We start from the raw sequence: 20,530 nt of genomic DNA on the forward strand, positions 1-20,530 counted from the left end.
CGGGAAAAAGAGTGTAGAAATTATGACTTTAAAAAAATATTTCGCTTTTAGTTTATTGTTGTTGTGCCAATTTATTTGGGCGCAGAAAGATTCTATTACCAGTCTGAAAGAAGTTTTGGTTTCCGATTCAAATCTTAAAAAATACTCTGCTTCGCAATCAGTTTTAAAACTCAATGATTCTGTTATCAATAAAAATGAAGCTTTATTGACTGATTTATTGAATTTCAATTCCACTATTTATTTTAAAGAATATGGTCGTGGAATGCTTTCGACAGTTGCTTTTAGAGGAACAACTTCGTCACAAACAGCAGTGATTTGGAATGGAATCAATATCAATTCGCAAATGAATGGAAGTACAGATTTCAACACTATTTCTGGTTCTGATTATAACTCTATTAGTGTAAAAGCGGGTGGCGGAAGTGTTATTTATGGAAGCGGTGCCGTAGGAGGAACTGTTCATTTAAACAACGATTTGGCATTTTATAATCGTTTTGAGAATAATTTAAAACTTGATTACGGAAGTTTCAATACAATTGGAATTAATTATAAAACCAATATTTCGAACGAAAAATGGAGCGCACAAATTGGTTTCTCAAAAAACAGCTCAACAAACGATTATAAATATTTGAACCGATATACTTGGAAAGGCGAACAACGCTGGAACCAAAACGGACAATACGACATTATCACAATGAGCGCCAATTTGGGTTATAAATTTGATGCAAAAAACAGTTTGAAATTATATACTCAGACTTCAAACACTGACCGAAATACTTCTTTAATAACTGAGACGGAAACTCCAAGCAAATACATAAACGGTTTCAATAGAAACTTACTGGAATATGATGGTGATTTTGGCAAGTTTAAAGCCAATTTCAAAACGGCATACATTTTTGAAAACTACCAATATTATCCTGACAACTCTCTTAATCAGTATACTTACGGAAAAACAGAAAGTCTTATTACAAAGGCTGATTTGGGATATACAATTTTCAAATCAACACAGATAAACGGAATTTTAGATTATAACCGAACCAAAGGCTATGGAAGCGATTTTGGAGATAATACAAGAGAAATCAGTTCTGCGGCATTATTAGTAAAACAAGATTTTTCGAAAGACTGGAAAAATGAATTTGGTATTCGAAAAGAATTCACAGACAATTATAAATCGCCAGTTTTATTCAATTTAGGTTCTTCTTATCAATTTGGAAAACTGTATAATTTAAAATTGAATTTGTCTCGAAATTTCAGAATCCCAACTTTCAACGATTTATATTGGGAAGAAGGTGGAAATCCAGATTTGAAACCAGAAAGTTCATATCAGGCGGAAATTGGAAATGTTTTTACTTTCAAAAACATTTCGCTTACGCAAACAGTTTACTATATCAAAATTACCGATTTATTACGATGGGTTCCAGGAAGCGGGGGCATCTGGAGACCAGAAAACACAGACAAAGTAAACAGTTATGGCGCTGAAACTTTGTTAAGTTGGAAAAAACAATATGGTAAAAATTACTTTGGAGCGAATGCCACTTACGCCTATACGGTATCAGAAAACACAGAAACTGACAAACAGTTGTTTTTTGTTCCATTTAATAAAGTAACGGCCGCTGTGTCGTATTCAAGAAACCGAATTTCAGCTTACTACCAATTCCTTTACAATGGTTTTGTTTATACGCAGGCAGATAATGATCCGAATGAAATAGTTGATGCTTATACGGTTTCAAATATCGGAATCGATTATGATTTTAAATTTTTGAGTTCTTTCAAACTTGGATTTCAAGTGTTAAATCTTTGGAACGAAAATTATGAAAGCCTTGAAAATAGACCAATGCCCGGAAGAAATTTTAATTTGTACATAAACCTTAAATTTTAAATATAATGAAACTAACTAGATTATTTTTATTAGCAATAAGCGCATCGCTTTTTGTTTCTTGTTCTAACGATGATGATAATGACCCAAAGGGAGTTTATGATAAAGGATTTTTCATCTTAAACGAAGGAAATTCTGGTGGTGGATCAGTTTCTTTTGCAAGTGATGATTTAGCCAATTTTACAGCTGATGTTTACAAAACTGCAAATGCTGGAGATTTCGCTGGAGTATATCTTCAAAATATCTTTTTTGACGGAGACAACGCTTATATAATTGCTGGTGGATCAAAAGTAATTAACGTGGTAAACCGTTACACTTTTAAATTAGTTGCAAAAATTGATAGTGGCCTTGCAAACCCAAGATATGGCGTTGTAAAAGACGGAAAAGCATATGTAACTAATGCAAATAGTTTTTCTAGCATTACTGACGATTATATTGCAGTAATTGATTTAGCAACAAACAAATTTGAATCTAAAATTGAATTGAATGCAACGGCAAACAGAATTTTGTTGGAAAATGGTAAATTATACGTTACTGAGCCATATTCAAACGATAAATTATTAGTCGTAAATCCAACTACAAAAGCGTTGGAAGCACCTTTAACTATTGGATATAATGCTGATACTATGGAAGCAAAAGATGGAATATTGTATATCTTAAGAAATCCTTCAGCAGCAAGCAGCGAAATTATAAAAGTGAAACTTGCTGATAAATCAACTTCAAAAATTACAATTCCACAAGCTCAAGGAAGTGCAGGTTACTTAGATGTGTACAATGATAAAATCTACTACACTGTAAACGCTTCAACATATGCAATCAATACTAATGCGACAGCAGCTGCAACCACTCCAATCGTAACAACAACATTGTCAAAAGACGGTTATATTTATGGATTTGCCGTAAACAATGATAAAATTTATATTGCTGATGGTGGTGATTTCGGATCAAACAGCAAAGCTTATATCTACAACTTAAGTGGTGTATCACAAAAAGAATTAACTGTAGGAGTTGGACCAAATGGTTTTTACTTCAACAATTAATATACCTTTATTTTTAAATTAGTTTTTGGATTTTTTTTGAAAAAAAGGCTTTCATTTCTGAAAGCCTTTTTTTTATTTTAATGATTTTGAAAACCCTTTTGGAACAGTTTCTAAATACATATCATTTCGTAATCCGTTTATTTTTTTCGAATCGTCTATATAAGGCAAAATAAGGCTTTTGTCGGTTTGAAGCTTTTTAGCTGTTGCTCCGGTAATTTTAGAAATTGCCAAATTTAATAATGGTTCCGCTGGATCTCCAAGTACTCCGTAACTGCTCACATATTCTAACTGTACATATGTAGGCACTAAACCAGAAGTATAATCTCCAAAATCCTGAGCATTGGTAATTTTAAAAACCAACGGCTGCATTGCATATTTATGATTTGGATTTACATTAGATTTCGTGAAAGTCGGTGAATCATAAACGGTAAATGAACCAACATTTTTTCCAATGGTTGTTTCTCCAATTTGAACAACATCAATATAAGGCTTTAAACCATTAATAACTAATTCACTTGCCGATGCCGTGCTCGAAGTTGTTAAAATATAAACCTTTGATAAATTCAAACTGTTTAAAGCCGTACCGTCAATATTATTGACAAATCTTTGGTTCAAAGTCTCCAGATCATCTGTAGTCATTGTAGCCATTAATTTCAAGTTATATTGCTGTTTCGAAAATATTTTTCCGTTAAATTGCCCTGTTATCATGCTCGCTAAACGAGTTGATGTACGTACAGAACCGCCTCCGTTATATCTCAAATCCAAAACTAAATCTGTAACACCCTGTGCTTTTAATTCGCCAAAAGCCTGATTCAGTTTAACATCATAATCCGAATAAAAACCATTGTACATTAAATAGCCAATTTTACGACCACCAGATGTAATTACTTTATTAATTAAAATTGGATTTTCTTCTAAAACTGTTTTAGTCAAAGCAACTGTTTTTCCATTCAAAACAAAAGCAGAACCATTATAATCGGCAAGATTTAAAGTATAACTATCTGGAGCTAACAACAATGACTGATAATTAGAAACTGTAAGTTTTGTACCATTCACTGCCGTAAATAAATCGCCTCTTTTTATGGCTTTAGTTGAAGCATCAGAATTTGGAATAATATAACGAACATAACCAACCACATCATTTGAGCCGTCAGCAACTCTCGAGAGTTTAAAATCTACGCCATTATTTTTTGTGATTCCGTTAAGTTCTTGTTCCAATACCGTATAATCATCAACAATCCAGCTAAAACGGTCAATTGCTGTAGCAGGATATTTACTGATTGGCTTATTTAATAAATCTTGAAACAATTCTTTTGGATCTGAATATCCAGATAAATACGAGTTTAATTCTGCTTGACTGCTAAATCTATCATCAGCTAAATTTGGCACATCAGCCTGCCACAAATAAACTTCATTTAATCCTTTCCAGATAAAATCATTTACTTGTAAAGTTGCCGGAGCTTCTACATCATCCTGATCTTCACAGGACTGTAAAGTAAAGGCAAGCAAAAAAATTAGTAGTAAACTCTTTAATATTGTTTTCATAAAAAATGTTCTTGGTAATCTATTAACGTAAAAATACTACCTTTAGTTTTAACTCTATCAAGTTTATTTCATTTTTTCATCATTTTTTTTTTAAAAGTGGCTGTAACAAAAATAATAGTGCCTCGTCTTGACTATATAAGCTAACGAATAACCAACCAAATTTTATGAATCAGAATGTGTTTATAGAATTAATTAATCCTTTTAAAGACAAAGTTTTTCGTCTGGCAAAAAGATTGCTAACAAGTACTGAAGAGGCTGAAGATGCCACTCAGGAAGTGATGGTAAAATTATGGAACAAAAAAGACAATTTGGATTCCTATAATAATATCGAAGCAGTAGCCATGACAATGACAAAAAATTATTGTCTGGATCAATTAAAATCTAAAAGAGCCGGAAATCTAAAAATTGTGCACAACAATTTTACAGACCGGGAACCTCAATTGGACAAAAAATTAGAAGATTCTGACAGTTTGGAATGGGTCGAAAAAATTATAAATCAGCTGCCAGAGCAGCTCCAAATATTAATTCAGCTTCGCGATGTTGAACAATATGAATTTGATGAAATTGCGAAAATTGTCAACATGAATGAAACGGCTATTAGAGTAGCCCTTTCGAGAGCGAGAAAAAAAATTAGAGAATCAATGGTTAACACACACAGTTATGGAATTAGATAGAATAGAAAATATATTAGAAAAATACTTTCAGGGAGAAACTACTATTGCTGAAGAAAAAGAATTAAAAGACTATTTTTCGTCTCCAAATGTTGCGCAGCATTTAGAGCAATATCAGCCAATGTTTGGATATTTCTCTCAGGTAAAACAACAAAAATCAACGCAGGAGATTCCACTACAAACTAAGAAACGAAATGTGGCGTGGTTATCGATTGCAGCGTCGGCGGTTGTTTTACTCGGAATTGGGACTTATTTCTTTGCAAGCGAAAAAGATACAGCTCCAGCTGTAGCGCAGTCAGAATTAGGAACCTATGATAATCCAGAAGAAGCTCTCGCAGCAACGCAAAAAGCTTTGGCACTATTATCAAACAATGTTAATGTAGGTATTGAAAGTGTGCAATACATTAACGAATATGAACAATCAAAAAACAAAATTTTTAAACAGTAATTAAATTCAATCAAAAATGAAAAATCTTATTATAACTCTAGTTTTCGCCTTTTTCACACATTCATTCTACGCACAAGGCGCTTTTGACAAATTTGATGGTCAAGACGATGTAACATCAGTAATTGTAAACAAAAAAATGTTCGATTTAATGAGCAAGGTAAAAGTTGATGCTTCTGATAAAGAAACGCAGCAATACATCAATCTGATTAAAAAATTAGATTACCTAAAAGTGTTTACAACAAAAAATCCTAAAATCGAAGCCGATATGAAAGCTTCTGCAGACAAATACATCAAAACTGCAGGTCTTGAAGAATTAATGCGTGTAAACGATAGCGGAAAAAATGTCAAAATAATGGTAAAATCCGGAGCAAGCGACACACAAATCAAAGAATTACTGATGTTTGTTGACGGTGCAAAAAATGACGAAACTGTTTTATTATCGCTAACAGGTAATTTTGACTTAAATGAAATTTCAGTATTGACAGACAAAATGCAGCTTCCTGGTGGAACTGACTTAAAAAAAGCCTCTAAAGGCAAAAAATAATCATGAAAAGTCGTGTTTTTACCTCAGCCCTTATAGCATTGCTAACTTTGATAAGCTGCAATTCTGAACCTTCATTGCAAAAGTATTTTGTCGAAAATAATGAGAAAAAGGACTTTATTGCAATTGATGTTTCGTCTAATATTTTAAATATAGACAAAGCCAAATTATCAGCCGAGCAAGCAGAAGCCTTAAAGTCATTTGACAAAATGAACATTCTAGCTTTCAAAGCGACAGATAAAAATCAAGCCGAATTTGAAACAGAACGCACAAAAGTAAATGCCATTTTAAAAAATCCAAAGTATCAGCAATTGATGAAAGTGGGTTCTGGCAAAGACGGCGCTTCAATAAGCTATGTTGGCACAGATGAAAACATCGAAGAATTTGTAGTTTTTGCCAACAGAAAAGAAAATGGTTTTGCTGTTGTCCGCGTTTTAGGAAAAAACATGAATCCGAATAACATTATGACAATTATGTCGGTTCTGCAAAAATCAAAAATCGATATGGAACAATTGAAGCCTTTGCAGCAATTGATCAAATAATCATCAATCTTACTTTTATAATCAGAAAAAGCTCCGAAATTGTTCGGAGCTTTTTTTATATTGCAACTACAAAATCAATACTTAATTTAAATAAGTAAAAATTCATGGGACAAAAAATTTGCGCAATTATAACTGATAAAAAGTGTCAATACGACAAAGAGTTAGTTCATTTTTTTGAAGAGAATATAGTAATTATACCTTTAGATTTGAACGGAAGTACAATTGAATATTTCATTAAAGAAGCTGATAATTTTAATACTATAAAAGAATATTTACAATATTTAAAGACACTTCCAATTTACGACACTCAAACATATTCAACCGATTATGATCATAATATTACATCAGTAGTTAATATTATTGAAACTTATGAATTAAAAAACTTTTCAATTCGATATTATACAGAATGGGCAGATATTCCTGACGATGATTTTTATATTGCAATCATAAATGGAGAAATAAAAAAAGATTCGATTGTACTTGAAGATGATAAATATATTGAAAATTATAATAATCGAGAAAAATACAATAATATCATCGGCTTAAATTTTTCATGGATCGCAAATGAAAAGAGATATTTTAATTACAATAATGCCAAAGAAGTGTATAACGAAAATATCATCTAATTTTTAAAATCCATTAAACAAAAAAAGCCCCAAAGTTATTTGGAGCTTTTTTTATACCCATTACGTTTTACCGTAAAATAGATTACAATCGTTTAACTACTTTTGGATTTTAATCCAAAAATCAACCTAATGAAAACACCAAAAATTTTCCTTTTTCTTTCTCTAATTCTTGCTTTAAACAGCTGTTCAAGCGACAACTCAACTCCAGACGAAACTACGCCAACATCAACATTCGCAATGACAGCAAAAGTTGATGGTACATTATGGGAAATGCAAAATCCGTTTGGTTCAGATTATGCTACAAAAACATTATTTGATATGTATCCAGCAGAACAATATATTCTTTTACAAGGAAGAAACAGTAATTTTGTAGATGAAATCAGACTTTACATTAAGAGAAGCGATCTAAAAGTTGGAACCTATCCTATAACAAAAAATACTTTTGATGCATCTAAAACACAAGTTGAAATCTCATTCAATACTAAAGGAAAAAGTCAATATCCTGTTAATGGTTCAGTATCAATTACAGCAATTGACTTAAGTGCTAAAAAAGTAACTGGAACATTTTCATTTAATTGTGTAGATGATGACGCTAAACCAATTAGCGCAACTAATCCTATTACAACAAAAGTAACAGAAGGTACTTTTAATTACAGATATGATGTAGCAGGGAAATAATTCTGATGTATTTCTATATAAAAAAGCTCCAATTTTCATTGGAGCTTTTCTTTTATAATAAAATCTGAGATTATTTACTCAAATACATTTTTCTTCTAGAGTACAATTCGTAGAATTGATCGTCTTTTAAATCATCAATAAACAAGATGCTTTCTCCTGTTGATTTCATCTCTGGTCCTAACGCTTTGTTTACGTTCGGGAATTTGCTAAAAGAGAAAACCGGCTGTTTGATTGCGTATCCTTTTAATTGCGGATTGAAATCAAAGTCAGTTACTTTATTATGACCTAACATTACTTTTGTAGCGTAGTTTACATAAGGCTCTCCGTAAGCTTTTGCAATAAACGGAACCGTTCTTGAAGCTCTTGGGTTTGCCTCGATGATGTAAACTGTATCATCTTTAATTGCAAACTGAATATTGATTAAACCAATCGTTTTTAAAGCTCTTGCAATTTTGTGCGTATGATCTTTAATTTGCTGCATTACAAACTCTCCTAAGTTGAAAGGAGGCAAAGTAGCATTACTATCTCCAGAGTGAACTCCACAAGGCTCGATATGCTCCATAATTCCGATGATGTAAACATTTCCATCAGCGTCACAGATTGCATCAGCCTCAGCTTCGATTGCTCCAGCTAAATAGTGATCTAAAAGCAATTTATTTCCTGGAATCGTTTTCAATAAATTGATAACATGCTCCTCTAATTCTTTTTTGTTAATTACAATTTTCATTCCCTGACCCCCTAATACATAAGAAGGACGAATCAATAATGGAAAATCTAATGTATCTGCAAGTGCAGAAGCTTCATCAGCAGTTTCAGCAATTCCGAATTTAGGGAAAGGAATATGTAATTCAGTCAATAAATCTGAGAAACGCCCTCTGTCTTCCGCTAAATCAAGTGCATCAAAACTAGTTCCGATGATTTTCACTCCGTATTTAGAAAGTTTATCAGCCAATTTCAATGCTGTCTGACCACCAAGCTGTACAATTACACCTTCAGGTTTTTCATGCTGAATGATGTCATAAATATGCTCCCAGAAAACTGGTTCAAAATATAATTTATCAGCTGTATCAAAATCAGTCGAAACCGTTTCTGGATTACAGTTAATCATGATCGTTTCGTAACCACATTCTTTTGCTGCCAAAACTCCGTGTACACAAGAATAATCAAACTCAATTCCCTGACCAATTCTGTTTGGTCCTGAACCTAAAACGATGATTTTCTTTTTCTCCGTTACAACACTTTCATTATCTACATAACGCTTACCATCTGCTTTTTCAATTTCAGCTTCAAAAGTCGAGTAGTAATAAGGAGTCTTTGCTTTGAATTCTGCCGCACAAGTATCAACCAGTTTAAACACACGGTTAATATTTTGATCCATACGCAAAGCATGCACTTCGCTTTCCAGACAATTCATCATGTGAGCTAATTGTCTGTCAGCAAAACCTTTTTGTTTCGCTTCAAGCAATAATTCTTTTGGAAGATTTGAAACCTTATAGTTAGAAATTTCTTTTTCTAAAGTATAAAGTTCTTCGTATTGTTTTAAGAACCACATATCGATTCTTGTAATTTCATGAATACGGCTCAACGGAATTCCCATTGCGATTGCATCATAAATTACAAAAACACGATCCCAACTTGCGTAAGTCAGTTTCTCGATAATTTGTTCGTAGTTTTTGTATCCTTTTCCGTCAGCACCAATTCCGTTTCTCTTAATCTCTAAAGATTGAGTTGCTTTGTGAAGTGCTTCCTGGAAAGAACGTCCAATTCCCATAACCTCACCTACAGATTTCATCTGAAGACCTAAAGTTCTGTCTGATCCTTCAAATTTATCGAAGTTCCAACGTGGGATTTTTACGATTACATAATCTAAAGTTGGTTCAAAAAGAGCCGAAGTCGATTTTGTAATTTGGTTTTGTAATTCATCTAAGTTATATCCTAAAGCTAGTTTAGAAGCGATTTTTGCAATTGGATAACCAGTCGCTTTTGATGCTAAAGCAGAAGAACGAGATACACGAGGGTTGATCTCGATTGCTACGATATCTTCTTTTTCATCTGGAGAAACTGCGAATTGTACGTTACATCCTCCAGCAAAATTTCCGATACTTCTCATCATTAAGATAGCGTAGTCACGTAATTTTTGGAAAGTTGTATCCGATAATGTCATTGCCGGAGCAACTGTAATCGAATCTCCAGTGTGGATTCCCATTGGATCCATGTTTTCAATTGAACAGATAATTACAACATTGTCATTTTTATCTCTTAAAAGTTCTAACTCATATTCTTTCCATCCCATCAAAGCTTTGTCGATCAAAACTTCGTGAATTGGAGAAGCTTCAAGTCCGCGAGTTAAAAGCTCATCAAAATCTTCTTTTTTGTAAACAACTGCTGCTCCAGTTCCTCCAAGTGTAAACGAAGGACGAATTACAAGTGGGAAACCAAATTCCTGAGCGATTTCTTTTCCTTCTAAATATGAAGTAGCCGTTTTTGCAGGTGCAGTTGGTACATTTATTCTTTCTAAAAGCTGTTTAAACTGCTCTCTGTCTTCTGTAATATTAATTGCGTTTACGTCAACTCCGATTAATCTTACTCCGAAATCCTGCCAGATTCCTTTTTCCTCAGCTTCCAAACACAAGTTTAAGGCTGTTTGTCCTCCCATAGTTGGCAAAACAGCATCAATTTGTGGATGTTCCTTCAGAATTTCAATAATCGATTTCGTAGTTAAAGGTTTCAAATAAATATGATCGGCCATCGATGGGTCGGTCATAATCGTTGCTGGGTTCGAGTTAATCAAGATAACTTCAATTCCTTCTTCACGAATCGAACGTGCAGATTGTGATCCTGCATAATCGAATTCGCAAGCTTGACCAATAACAATAGGTCCTGAACCTATTATTAAAACTGATTTTATTGATGTGTCTTTAGGCATTTTGTATGTATTGTGTAGTTATATAAGTACTTTAAAAAACTTTTCTAGTATGCTAAAAACTAGAAAGTTGAGAAAATTTTTACCGACAAGGTATAAAAAAAGGCGATACTAAAAAAGTAATCGCCTTATGTATGTTTATACAAACATTATTTTTTGTGTCTAGGCTCGCTAGAAACAGTTAATTTATGTCTTCCTTTTGCTCTTCTACGCGCTAGAACTTTTCTTCCATTCGCAGAAGCCATTCTGTCCATAAATCCGTGCTTATTTCTTCTTTTTCTTTTCGATGGTTGAAATGTTCTTTTGCTCATTGCTTTGTATCTTTAAAAATGGTATCTAATTAACTCGTTCTTGGTTTTGAATATCGTTGCTCAAAAACCGAGTGCAAATATACAAAGACTTTTTTTTCTGGCAAGCACTTTAATAAAAATATTTTTAATTCATTTTACTATATTTGCAATCACAAATTTACATTAATTATGTTTCACAAAAATATTAAACTAATTTTAGCCGGACTTCTTGTTGTAGCTGGCATTTGGCAATTTACAGAAAGTAATATCGGAAATGGAATCTTTCTTATATTATTGACTGCAATTCCAATTTTTCTTTACTTTAAAAATGAATTTATCCTTTTAGCCTTCCTTAAATTAAGAAAACAAGACTTCGAAGGTGCTAAAAGCTGGTTGGCATATATCAAAAATCCTGAAGCGGCATTAGTAAGAAAACAGCAAGGTTATTTTAATTACCTACACGGAATCATGTTATCTCAAACCAATCTTATTCAGGCTGAGAAACATTTCAAAAAAGCAATTGAACTTGGTTTATCTATGGATATGGATTTGGCAGTAGCAAAATTAAACCTTGCGGGAGTTGCAATGTCAAGAAGAAGAAAATTGGAAGCTACAAATTTATTAGCTGAAGCTAAAAAACTAGACAAACAAGGAATGCTGAAAGAACAGATTTCTATGATGAAAGAACAAATGAAGAAAATCTAATTTTTTCAAATCATAATATTTAAAATCCCAAATTCTAAAAAAGAGTTTGGGATTTTTTTTATTTTAGATTTTTTCTGTCCGCAGATTTTCCGGATAGTTTTGTCATCCTGAGGAACGAAGGATCACACTAGAAATTCCATACAGTATTTCGCCAATCTTTGTCGAGTTACGAGTGTGATCCTTCGTTCCTCAGGATGACAAACTACACGCTCAAAAAATTGGAATTTAAAATATTTAATCCTCCAATATAATCGAAGGCAAATTCTCATTCAGCCATTTATATTTATTGAGAATCATAATATGTGTTCCGCCTTTTACGACAATACATTTATTGATATATTTTATAGGAAAAACATCATCCTGATCGCCGTGAATATGAATTACGTTATCATCAACTTCATTTCGATCCCATAAAATAACTGATTCTACAGCCCACTGCAGATAATTAAGGTCTCGTACAGCTAAAAATTTCTCGTATAATTTAATGCGTTTATTTACTTTTTCTCCGAAAGAGTATTTAGCCAGATTTTCGATATTCAAAATCAGCTTCATCGGAATTAATTTGTAGGCTTTTGTTGTTTTTCCAATTTTCATTCTTCTCGGAAATTCAACATTGCTTCTGACACTTGAAATAATAATTACCTTTTGAGCCTTAATATGTTTTGAAATCTCCTGAACCAAAATACCTCCAAAAGAAACGCCAATCAAAACCGGATTTTCATGTTTGATATTCTTTGCAATTCGAACTGCATAATCAGATAAAGATTCTTTCGGCTTCGGAATCTCCCATTCAAGCAAATGAGTTTCAAAAACAGATTCATCTAACTTTATTCTTTCAAAAATAGCAGGACTAGCCGCCAAGCCAGGCATAAAATAAACAGGAATTTTACTCATTTGTCAAAAAAGGTATTTTAATTACAAATCTCAATTTCAAGATAAATTTACTTTTTTTAACAATATGCACAGCAAATCTTGCACCATAATCCATATTAAAACAAATAAAATTACAAAATATTCAAAAAAAAAGGCGTTCTAAAAAAATAATTTCATATTGAAAATCAAATGATTAACTTTGTATTTCCAAATCATTCATGTTTAACATTCTTGCATAAGTATTTAAACAGAATAACGCCCTAAATCTATTTTATATTTTAAACCTGCTAAAAAATGACAAATTATGGAATCTATTGAAACTACATTGGCAATTAAAGACAACACTTTTGCGAGACAATTTGAAACTTTAGCTCCAGAAGGAATGCTTACTGTTGAATATTCATTTCAAGAAAAGAAAATTTTCCTAACCAAAATCAACACACCTGAAGGCTATGATAATCAAGCCGTACTTGACAACATGCTGAAAAACATCATGGAATTAAATACAGAGAAAAAATTCAGAGTTGTTCCTATTCACCCAAAGATTGTTACTTTTTTCAAAAAAAATCCAAAATACAAAGAATTGCTTCCTCCAGGAATAAGGATTTAAAAATCACCAATTAATCGGAGCCACAAACCTCCTATTACCATATAAATAAAAAGCATAACTAATCCAGTTATCAGGCCTTTGACCCACCAGCTTTTTAGGTCGACATAACCACTTCCGAAAAAGACTGGTGCCGGTCCATGTCCGTAATGCGTTAAAGTTCCGTATATCGATCCCACAAAACCAAGCATAAAAGCAAGAAGCAAGCCCGGAATTCCAAGTGAAACTCCAACTCCTAATAAAGCTGCATACATTGCCGCAACGTGCGCTGTTGCGCTTGCAAAAAGATAGTGGCTAAAAAAGTACACCAATACAATGATAGGAAAAGCCATTTGCCAGCTCAACCCTCCAATTTCGGCTTTTACCAAATCACTAAACCATGCAATAAAGCCTAACTCATTTAATGAACTTGCCATCATTACTAAAACTGAAAACCAAACAATGGTATCCCAAGCGCCTTTTTCGGCTTTTACATCATCCCAAGTTAAAACTGAAGTCAATAGCAAAATCACCAAACCAATAAACGCTGTTGTTGTAGCATCTATTGAAAACAAATCCCCTGTCATCCATAAAAACAGCAAAATAAAAAAAGTCAACAACATCATCCATTCGTTACGAGTAATTGCTCCCATTTCTTTAAGTTTTTGAGCTGCAATTTGAGGCGCATCTCCTGTTTTCTTCAATTCTGGCGGATAAATTTTATAAAGCACAAACGGAATTACAAAAAACGAAACCAAACCAGGAACAATGGCTGCAGTTGCCCAAGAAATCCAGCTGATTTTAATTCCGAGATTTAATGCAAATTTTTGACACATCGGATTGCTTGCCGTTCCAGTCAAAAACATAGACGAAGCTATTAAATTTGCATTATAACTATTCAAGGTTAGATATGCTCCTAATTTTCGATGCGTTTCTGGCTTATCTGGCATCGAACCAAAACTCATTGACATAGACTTCATAATCGGATAAATAATTCCACCTCCACGAGCTGTATTACTTGGAACTGCAGGAGCCAAAACCAAATCAGCAAGTCCTAAACCATAAGCAAGTCCGAGCGAACTTTTGCCAAATATTCGAATAAATAAAAAAGCAATTCGGTTTCCTAAACCTGTTTTTATAAATCCTCTCGCAATAAAAAATGAAATCCCGATAAGCCAGATTACTTTATCGCCAAAACCTTTCAGTGCCAATGTTATAGATTTCCCAGCATCACCAGGCGCCAAAACCTGTGAAAAAGCTGTTAATGCAATAGCAATCATACACATAGTTCCCATTGGAGCTGCTTTTAGAATAATTCCTAAAATAGTAGCAACAAAAATGGCGAACAAATGCCATGCTTCGACAACAACACCGTTTGGAGCAGGAATTAACCAAATTGCAACTCCCACAGCAAGTGTGATTATAGTTTGGGGAATTTGTACTTCTTTCATAAAAACAAGATTTAAATTAATTAAAGTCTAAGCTGGAGCTGTATTAAGAACAGGTTATTATCGTATGTCGTTGTATCTGGAACATTTTGATCAAATCTGTCAATTTGAAATCCTGCTTCAATTCGACCTCTATATGCTTTCCCGAATTCAAGACTCACCATTGGCGTGTATGTTTGTCTTAAGTTTGAATCAATCTTATAACTCGGATCAAATCTTTCATAACGACACGAAATCTCTAATGAGGTTAATTTATTATAATCGACAACATATCTGAAATTAGGCAAAAAATAAATTCCGCGCATTTGATAATCTGCAACATCTGGAGTTCTTGAAGCAACTGGCAGAGAAAAATACAAATTATGATTTGTCCCCTGCTTGTATTCAATTTGCAAATCAAAACTCAATTTGTCGGTCAGTTTAAAATCACTTGTGATATCGGCGCCAATTGCAAAAACATCTTCTTTAAAAACTTTTCCAAAACCTCCGTTTAACCCTAAATTAATTTCGTGTTTTTTCGACAATCCCAAAACCCATCTTGTTGAAAATTGTTTGCCGTTATCTTTATCCATCTCGGCATTTTTTCCGTTTCCATTCAAAACAGAAAAAGCATAGTCAACAGGTATTTTTCCAATATCAAAAGCACCCGTTGCCGAGGCTCCAATTTGAAAACTTGTCCAGCCATTTTTTCCAAATTCATAATATTGATTAGAAAAATCGAACGATTTAATGATATCTACCGGAACCAATTCCTCAATACCAAAAGCTGGTCTGAACTGCCCGCCGGTTAACGCTATATATTTATTAAAAGTATATTTTCCGTAGGCATTTTCAAGAACTTTGCCTTTAGTATCTGATTTAAAATCGGCTAAGTTTACTAATATTACAACTTCGGTTTCTTTACTAAGCTTTGTATTAAGTCCAACACGCATTCTTTTAATATCAAATGAACTCTGAGTGACATTTCCTGTTGAATGATGCGCTCCCAAAACATCGACATTATCCTCAAAGCTTTCCAAATATCTGGCTTGTATAAGTCCTTTAAACTGAAATGTTGGATATTTGATATCACTTTCAGAATCAGTCGCAGGTTGAGTTTGTGCAGTTTGCGCAATCGAAAACAACGGCATTAGAAATAAAACAAGAATAATTTGAAGAAGTAAAGTCTTTTTCATAGGCATATAAATTAAACTTTTATAAAAGGTTCAGAATTATTTTTTCATATTTGGGGCATATAAAAAAACGCAAACACTTATGAATCAACGTAAAAACAGTTATAAATATAATAAAAAATCAATAACTTGTAAAAATAGTTGCATTAAAATTTGATTATCAATTTTAACAAAATAAAAAAGGCGCAAGAATTAACTTGCGCCTTTTTACTATTTTATAAGATTTTTACTTTTCGATTTCTCTCATCGAATCCATTTTTTTATGTGCCAAGAAACCAGCAACATCTTCAAAATGCTCTTTAACTCTTTTATTTCCGAATTCAAACACCTTCGTTGCTAATCCGTCAAGGAAATCACGATCGTGAGAAACCAAGATTAAAGTACCATCAAAATCACGTAAAGCATCTTTGATAATGTCTTTAGTTTTCATATCCAAGTGATTCGAAGGCTCATCCAGAATCAGCAAATTAACTGGTTCAAGCAATAATTTAATCATTGCCAAACGTGTTTTTTCTCCTCCAGAAAGCACTTTTACTTTTTTAGTAATATCATCACCTTGAAACATAAACGCTCCAAGAATATTTTTGATCTGAGTTCTGATATCGCCAACTGCAATATTATCGATAGTTTCAAAAATCGTAGCATTTTCATCTAATAAAGAAGCCTGATTTTGAGCAAAATATCCAATTTGAGAATTATGACCAATTTCAACACTTCCTTCATCAACGCCGATTTCTTTCATAATCGCTTTAATCATTGTTGATTTTCCTTCTCCATTTTTCCCAACAAAAGCAACCTTTTGACCTCTTTCGATTACAATATTGGCATCTTTGAAAACCACATGATCACCATATGATTTAGACATTTCTTTTACAATAACAGGATATTGTCCTGAACGCGGTGCTGGAGGAAATTTCAAACGCAAAGCAGATGTATCCACTTCATCAACTTGAACGATTTCCAATTTTTCAAGCATTTTTACACGTGACTGAACAGCATCTGTTTTAGAGAAAGTTCCCTTAAAACGATCGATGAAAGCTCTGTTATCAGCAATCATTTTTTGTTGCTCGTCATATGCCTTTTGCTGATGAATACGACGGTCTTTTCTCAATTCTAAATAATGAGAATATTTAGCTTTATAGTCGTAAATTCTTCCCATTGTTACTTCGATAGTTCTGTTTGTAATATTATCTACAAACGCTCTATCGTGCGAAATTACCACAACTGCTTTCGCAGAAGTCAATAAAAACTCTTCTAACCACTGAATACTTTCGATATCCATATGGTTTGTTGGCTCATCTAACAAAATCAAATCTGGTTTTTGCAATAAAATCTTTGCAAGCTCGATACGCATTCTCCATCCTCCAGAAAATTCAGAAGTCTGACGTCCAAAATCTTCACGCTCAAAACCTAAACCAACTAAAATCTTTTCAACTTCAGCTTCGTAATTTATTTCTTCAATTGCATAAAATTTCTCGCTTAAGTCCGAAACTCTTTCAATCAATTTCATATACTCATCACTTTCATAATCAGTACGAACAGTCAATTGCTCATTGATTTCATCAATTTCGGCTTTCATTTTGAAAATTTCGCCAAAAGCTTTTGAAGCTTCTTCCATTACAGTCGAACCATCTTTAGTCAATAAATGCTGAGGTAAATAAGCCACAACAGCATCTTTTGGAGTTGAAATACTTCCAGTTGAAGGTTTGTTTTCTCCTGCAATAATTTTTAAAAGTGTCGATTTTCCCGCACCATTTTTACCCATAAGGGCAATTTTATCATTTTCATTTATAGCAAAAGAAACATCGCTAAAAAGTGTAGTTCCGCCAAACTGAACCGAAATATCGTTAACTGTAATCATTTGTCTTTGTTAATTTGTTTAATCGGTTAATCGTTTATTTGACTACCCATTTTTTTCGTGGTGCAAAGATAGATTTAATTAGATAATGTGCCAATTTGATAATTAGATAATTTTGAAAATGTGCCAATTAGACAATATTCTAATTGAATAATGCTTAAACTGTAACAAACGAAAGCTTAATAGTCTTTTCATATTTCAAAATTTTAACCTTATCTTGTATAAGAATTTAAAAATCAGTAAAATATGAGAACGAAATTAAAACTGACGGCTTATCTGATTGCAGGATTATTATTTGGATTTTCTGCAAATGCGCAAAAAACGGTAATTAAAAAAGAAGCGTTACCGGCAAATGCACAAACATTTTTAAAAACACATTTTGGATCTAAAAAGCCAAGTTATATATTACAAGACAAAGAAATACTCTCTACAGAATATAAAGTTCAATTTGACAAACAACTCGAAATTGAATTTGACAAAAAAGGAAACTGGAAAGAAGTTGATGGTAAAAATGATAAAATTCCAAAATCTATTATTCCGAAAAAAATTGCTTCTTACATAAAAACAAATTTTCCTAAGGAAAAAGTAACCAAAATAGAAATCGGATCTTCAGGTTATGAAACAAAACTAACCAACGGCTTAGAATTAAAATTCAACTTAAAAGAAGATTTTATTAAGATTGACAAATAAGTTAAATTTAAAAATGTGTCAATTAGATAATTAGATAATTTTGAAAATGTGCCAATTAGATAATTTCTAAATCCTAAAAAACTACACTCTGTCCCTAAACTGGACTGAAGTCCAGCCCTACAATATAATAGGTTCCTGCAGAACAACAAGAGAGCCTATGGGCTCGGGCTATGTTGTAGAGCTGGACTTCAGTCCAGTTTAACATGCAAACATACAACAAAACAAAACCCGACAGGTTTTAAAACCTGTCGGGTTTGTAAAAATTATCTAATTTTCAAATTGACTAATTATCTAATTAATCTTTTCTCCATTTTTTTGTTTCCTCAAAAATGTGTTCTAAGATTGAAGCTTCAACTTCGTCGAATTCAATATTTCTTCTTCCCATAACCAATTTAGCCGTTTCAAAAGCTTTTTTAGTTACATAAGTTGTAAATCCAGCAGCACCGCCCCAAGAAAAACTTGGCACAAAATTACGAGGAAAGCCAGAACCAAAAATATTGGCACTTACACCAACTACAGTTCCGGTATTAAACATGGTATTGATTCCGCATTTACTGTGATCTCCCATCATTAAGCCGCAAAATTGAAGTCCTGTTTTTGCAAAACCTTCTGTTTCGTAGCTCCATAATTTCACTTCTTCGTAATTGTTTTTTAGGTTTGAATTATTTGAATCCGCGCCAATATTACACCATTCACCTAAAACCGAATCACCTAAAAACCCCTCATGACCTTTATTTGAATTAGCAAAAAGAACTGAGTTCTTAACCTCACCACCTATTCGAGATCCAGGCCCTACAGTTGTTGCGCCATAAACCTTTGCTGACATTTTCACCATTGCATTTTCGCATAAAGCAAAAGGTCCGCGAATTACAGTTCCTTCCATAATTTCGGCATTCTTACCTATATATATTGGTCCTGTCGAAGCGTTTAAAGTCACAAACTCTAATTTTGCACCTTCTTCGATAAAAATATTTTCAGGCGCAATAACATTTACACTTTTAGGAATTGGCTGTGATTTTCTGTCTTCGGTCAAAAAAGCAAAATCGGCGCGAATTGCTGCGTCATTTTTTGAAAAAATATCCCAGGTATGTTCAACTGTCAAACAATCTTCGTTATACTGAATGATTTCATACGAATCAAAATCAACTTCTTCTTGATTTTCTGAAGCAAAAAAAGCAATTACATCATCACCTTTAAAAATGGCTTGATTTGCCTTTAAATCAGAAACCATTTCAGCAAGCTTATCATTTGGCAAATAAGCGGCGTTGATCATTACGTTTTCCTCCATTTCCACCATGGGAAATTTTTCAGATAAATATTCTTCAGTAATTGTTGTTATAGTTGAACCAAGGCGCATTTCCCATTTTTGACGAATTGTCGTAATTCCGATAAGAATATCAGCCACAGGCCTTGTAAAAGTAAAAGGTAATAAAGCATTCCGAACGGGACCGTCAAAAAGAATGTAATTCATAAATAAAAAAATTTGGTACTTGTTAAAATTTTGATTTGGTTATCGGGATCAAAGTTACAAATATTTATCTGGTTTCATAAAAAGCCATTTTAATGATAAGCATAATTTAACGCATAAAAAAAGCCTCCCGATTGGAAGGCTTTTGTATAATTTAAAACAGCTATTATTTTTTAGCGTGTTTAGCATATTTAGTTTTGAATTTATCAATACGTCCTGCAGTATCGATAAGTTTAGATTTACCAGTATAAAAAGGGTGAGATGTTCTAGAAATCTCCATTTTTACAACTGGATACTCAACTCCGTCAACTTCAATTGTTTCTTTTGTATCTGCAGTAGATTTAGTGATAAAAACGTCATCATTTGACATGTCTTTAAATGCAACTAATCTGTAATTTTCTGGGTGAATTCCTTTTTTCATCTTTCTTTTTATTTATTGTTTGGAGCATTCTTTATTTTGAAGCTTTTTCATGGTTAGAAAAAGGTATAAACAAGCGACACTCTTTTTTGTTTAAAAATTTAATTATTTTTGAGTGTGCAAATTTACAATTCT

20 protein-coding genes are annotated in these 20,530 nt (G+C 32.9%); 11 read left to right on the forward strand and 9 right to left on the reverse strand.

Annotated features, from left to right (window positions below; genetic code table 11):
- Positions 1-22 precede the first annotated feature (22 nt).
- Both GQ47_RS14120 and GQ47_RS14125 read left to right on the forward strand, forming a co-directional pair.
- The gene (locus GQ47_RS14120; RefSeq protein ID WP_035649682.1) at positions 23-1,876 is read left to right on the forward strand and encodes a TonB-dependent receptor plug domain-containing protein; all 1,854 of its coding nucleotides are present in this window, start codon (positions 23-25) and stop codon (positions 1,874-1,876) included.
- A 5-nt stretch (positions 1,877-1,881) separates the two neighbouring features.
- The gene (locus tag GQ47_RS14125; protein WP_035649684.1) at positions 1,882-2,913 is read left to right on the forward strand and encodes a DUF5074 domain-containing protein; all 1,032 of its coding nucleotides are present in this window, start codon (positions 1,882-1,884) and stop codon (positions 2,911-2,913) included.
- Between the two features lie 72 nt (positions 2,914-2,985).
- Here GQ47_RS14125 and GQ47_RS14130 read toward each other — a convergent pair whose 3' ends face one another.
- Positions 2,986-4,458, reverse strand: a complete 1,473-nt coding sequence (locus tag GQ47_RS14130) for a S41 family peptidase (protein ID WP_035649687.1) — start codon at positions 4,456-4,458, stop codon at positions 2,986-2,988.
- A 164-nt stretch (positions 4,459-4,622) separates the two neighbouring features.
- On the opposite strand from GQ47_RS14130, the gene GQ47_RS14135 reads away from it, so the two are divergent.
- From GQ47_RS14135 to GQ47_RS14160, 6 genes are all read left to right on the forward strand, one after another.
- Positions 4,623-5,132, forward strand: a complete 510-nt coding sequence (locus tag GQ47_RS14135) for an RNA polymerase sigma factor (protein WP_035649689.1) — start codon at positions 4,623-4,625, stop codon at positions 5,130-5,132.
- Positions 5,119-5,577 (forward strand): hypothetical protein, encoded by a 459-nt coding sequence (locus GQ47_RS14140; protein WP_035649690.1) that lies wholly within the window; start codon positions 5,119-5,121, stop codon positions 5,575-5,577. The genes GQ47_RS14135 and GQ47_RS14140 overlap by 14 nt, the downstream gene beginning before the upstream one ends.
- 16 nt (positions 5,578-5,593) lie before the next feature.
- Entirely contained in the window at positions 5,594-6,121 is a 528-nt protein-coding gene (locus GQ47_RS14145) for a DUF4252 domain-containing protein (protein ID WP_035649692.1), read from the forward strand.
- Positions 6,122-6,123: 2 nt separating this feature from the next.
- Positions 6,124-6,660 (forward strand): DUF4252 domain-containing protein, encoded by a 537-nt coding sequence (locus GQ47_RS14150; RefSeq protein WP_035649693.1) that lies wholly within the window; start codon positions 6,124-6,126, stop codon positions 6,658-6,660.
- Between the two features lie 104 nt (positions 6,661-6,764).
- Positions 6,765-7,286 carry a hypothetical protein gene (locus GQ47_RS14155; protein WP_035649695.1) on the forward strand — a complete coding sequence of 174 codons (522 nt, stop codon included), beginning with the start codon at positions 6,765-6,767 and terminating at the stop codon, positions 7,284-7,286.
- Positions 7,287-7,415: 129 nt separating this feature from the next.
- Positions 7,416-7,964, forward strand: coding sequence for a Riean_0653 family protein (locus GQ47_RS14160; protein ID WP_035649696.1), 549 nt, complete (start codon positions 7,416-7,418; stop codon positions 7,962-7,964).
- 70 nt (positions 7,965-8,034) lie between these two features.
- On the opposite strand, the gene carB is transcribed toward GQ47_RS14160, so the two are convergent.
- Both carB and rpmH read right to left on the reverse strand, forming a co-directional pair.
- On the reverse strand, positions 8,035-10,890 hold the full coding sequence (gene carB / locus GQ47_RS14165) for a carbamoyl-phosphate synthase large subunit (protein ID WP_035649697.1): 2,856 nt from the start codon (positions 10,888-10,890) through the stop codon (positions 8,035-8,037).
- A gap of 146 nt (positions 10,891-11,036) precedes the next feature.
- Positions 11,037-11,198: a 50S ribosomal protein L34 gene (rpmH, locus tag GQ47_RS14170; RefSeq protein WP_008464848.1), complete on the reverse strand. Its 162-nt coding sequence runs from the start codon at positions 11,196-11,198 to the stop codon at positions 11,037-11,039.
- Between the two features lie 168 nt (positions 11,199-11,366).
- Here rpmH and GQ47_RS14175 point away from each other — a divergent pair, with 168 nt between their 5' ends.
- Positions 11,367-11,882 (forward strand): hypothetical protein, encoded by a 516-nt coding sequence (locus tag GQ47_RS14175; protein ID WP_035649699.1) that lies wholly within the window; start codon positions 11,367-11,369, stop codon positions 11,880-11,882.
- Between the two features lie 234 nt (positions 11,883-12,116).
- Here the strand turns inward: GQ47_RS14175 and GQ47_RS14180 are convergent, their stop codons facing one another.
- Positions 12,117-12,776: an alpha/beta hydrolase family protein gene (locus tag GQ47_RS14180; RefSeq protein WP_035649700.1), complete on the reverse strand. Its 660-nt coding sequence runs from the start codon at positions 12,774-12,776 to the stop codon at positions 12,117-12,119.
- A 283-nt stretch (positions 12,777-13,059) separates the two neighbouring features.
- On the opposite strand from GQ47_RS14180, the gene GQ47_RS14185 reads away from it, so the two are divergent.
- The gene (locus tag GQ47_RS14185; protein ID WP_193745228.1) at positions 13,060-13,365 is read left to right on the forward strand and encodes a GNAT family protein; all 306 of its coding nucleotides are present in this window, start codon (positions 13,060-13,062) and stop codon (positions 13,363-13,365) included.
- Here GQ47_RS14185 and GQ47_RS14190 read toward each other — a convergent pair.
- The 3 genes from GQ47_RS14190 to GQ47_RS14200 all read right to left on the reverse strand — a co-directional run bounded on the left by GQ47_RS14190 (position 13,362) and on the right by GQ47_RS14200 (position 17,822).
- Positions 13,362-14,792, reverse strand: a complete 1,431-nt coding sequence (locus GQ47_RS14190; protein ID WP_035649702.1) for an anion permease — start codon at positions 14,790-14,792, stop codon at positions 13,362-13,364. The genes GQ47_RS14185 and GQ47_RS14190 overlap by 4 nt on opposite strands.
- A 20-nt stretch (positions 14,793-14,812) precedes the next feature.
- Entirely contained in the window at positions 14,813-15,964 is a 1,152-nt protein-coding gene (locus GQ47_RS14195) for a porin (protein WP_051951546.1), read from the reverse strand.
- A 223-nt stretch (positions 15,965-16,187) separates the two neighbouring features.
- Entirely contained in the window at positions 16,188-17,822 is a 1,635-nt protein-coding gene (locus GQ47_RS14200; RefSeq protein WP_035649705.1) for an ABC-F family ATP-binding cassette domain-containing protein, read from the reverse strand.
- Positions 17,823-18,065: 243 nt separating this feature from the next.
- Here GQ47_RS14200 and GQ47_RS14205 point away from each other — a divergent pair, with 243 nt between their 5' ends.
- Positions 18,066-18,509, forward strand: a complete 444-nt coding sequence (locus GQ47_RS14205; RefSeq protein ID WP_035649707.1) for a PepSY-like domain-containing protein — start codon at positions 18,066-18,068, stop codon at positions 18,507-18,509.
- Positions 18,510-18,804: 295 nt separating this feature from the next.
- Here GQ47_RS14205 and GQ47_RS14210 read toward each other — a convergent pair whose 3' ends face one another.
- Entirely contained in the window at positions 18,805-19,980 is a 1,176-nt protein-coding gene (locus GQ47_RS14210; protein ID WP_035649709.1) for a GlmU family protein, read from the reverse strand.
- A 163-nt stretch (positions 19,981-20,143) separates the two neighbouring features.
- Positions 20,144-20,398 carry a type B 50S ribosomal protein L31 gene (locus tag GQ47_RS14215; RefSeq protein ID WP_011921626.1) on the reverse strand — a complete coding sequence of 85 codons (255 nt, stop codon included), beginning with the start codon at positions 20,396-20,398 and terminating at the stop codon, positions 20,144-20,146.
- Between the last annotated feature and the right edge of the window lie 132 nt (positions 20,399-20,530).

The organism is Flavobacterium sp. ASV13, from assembly GCF_000745775.1.
In the GTDB taxonomy this organism is placed as follows: domain Bacteria; phylum Bacteroidota; class Bacteroidia; order Flavobacteriales; family Flavobacteriaceae; genus Flavobacterium.